Below are 1,189 nucleotides of genomic sequence, written 5' to 3'. Positions count from 1 at the left end.
GTTTTAATATCTTAAAATACAAATAAATAATTAATTAAAATTTTTTAAATAAAATCAAATTTTAATATTGACTCTGGAGTCGACTCCAATGTTATAATAGTAATACAAAATAAATAAAAACAATGCCAAAAGTAATAAGATGGCGAAGGAGAAATAAAATGCAAAAAAGAAAAATAGGGAATTTAGAAGTTTCGGCAATCGGTTATGGCTGTATGGGATTAAGTCATGGATACGGAGCTTCCAAAAGTAAAGAAGAATCTTTAAAGTTAATAAGATATGCCTACGAATTGGGATGCAATTTTTTCGATACGGCGGAAGTTTACGGAGCTGGAGAAAATGAAATAATAACTGGAGAGGCTTTAAAACAAATTAGAAAAAATGTGATTATAGCCACAAAATTTTTTATACAAAAAACGGAAAGTTCTAAACTTTTTGAAGAAATAGAATCTCATGTAGACGCATCGCTAAAAAGACTTAATACGGATTATATTGATTTATATTATCAGCATAGAATAAGTAAATTTATACCCGTAGAAGAAGTTGCCTATTGTATGGGAAAATTAATTGAAAAAGGAAAAATTCTTGCTTGGGGACAATCTCAATCTACAGTAGAAGAAATAACAAATGCAAATAAAATAACTCCGATAAGCGCGATACAAAGCGAATATTCTATTATGGAAAGAATGTTTGAAAAAGATGTTATTCCAGCATGCGAAAAACTCGGCATAGGTTTTGTGGCTTTCAGTCCTCTTGCGAGCGGTTTTTTATCTGGCAAATATAACGAAAATACAAAATATTCTGGAGACGATGTAAGAAGAGTAATAACTCGTTTCAGTAAAGAAAATATTATAGGAAATAAACCTCTTTTGGAAGTTCTTAACGATTTTGCCAAATCAAAAAATTCTACTCCCGCTCAAATTTCTTTAGCTTGGATGCTTCATAAGAAAAATTTTATAGTGCCAATTCCTGGTTCTAGAAGCGAAGAGCGAATTAAAGAAAATTTTGAAGCTATGAATGTAGAATTAACGGAAGAAGAATTTAATAAAATAGAAAACGAACTTTCCAAAATAAATATTCATGGAAATAGAACGGACGAAGATATAGCCAAATTAAGAAACATGGATTAAAAATTAAAAATAAAATATTTTTAGCTATAATTTTTAAGCATAATTAGTTATAAAACAAAAGT

At 28.9% G+C, this 1,189-nt stretch carries 1 protein-coding gene; it reads left to right on the top strand.

Features of this window, described 5'->3' with window-relative positions; genetic code table 11:
- Positions 1-158: 158 nt before the first annotated feature.
- Positions 159-1,127: an aldo/keto reductase gene (locus ACR0QS_RS13310; RefSeq protein WP_432633933.1), complete on the top strand. Its 969-nt coding sequence runs from the start codon at positions 159-161 to the stop codon at positions 1,125-1,127.
- The last annotated feature ends 62 nt before the right edge of the window (positions 1,128-1,189 follow it).

Source organism: Brachyspira sp. (genome assembly GCF_050873525.1).
In the GTDB taxonomy this organism is placed as follows: Bacteria; Spirochaetota; Brachyspiria; order Brachyspirales; family Brachyspiraceae; genus Brachyspira.
This window is presented reverse-complemented; position numbering and strand designations above follow the sequence as displayed.

Coding starts and splice junctions, on each gene's coding strand:
- ACR0QS_RS13310 (WP_432633933.1), top strand. CDS start 159: ATGCAAAAAAGAAAAATAGGGAATTTAGAAGTTTCGGCAATCGGTTAT.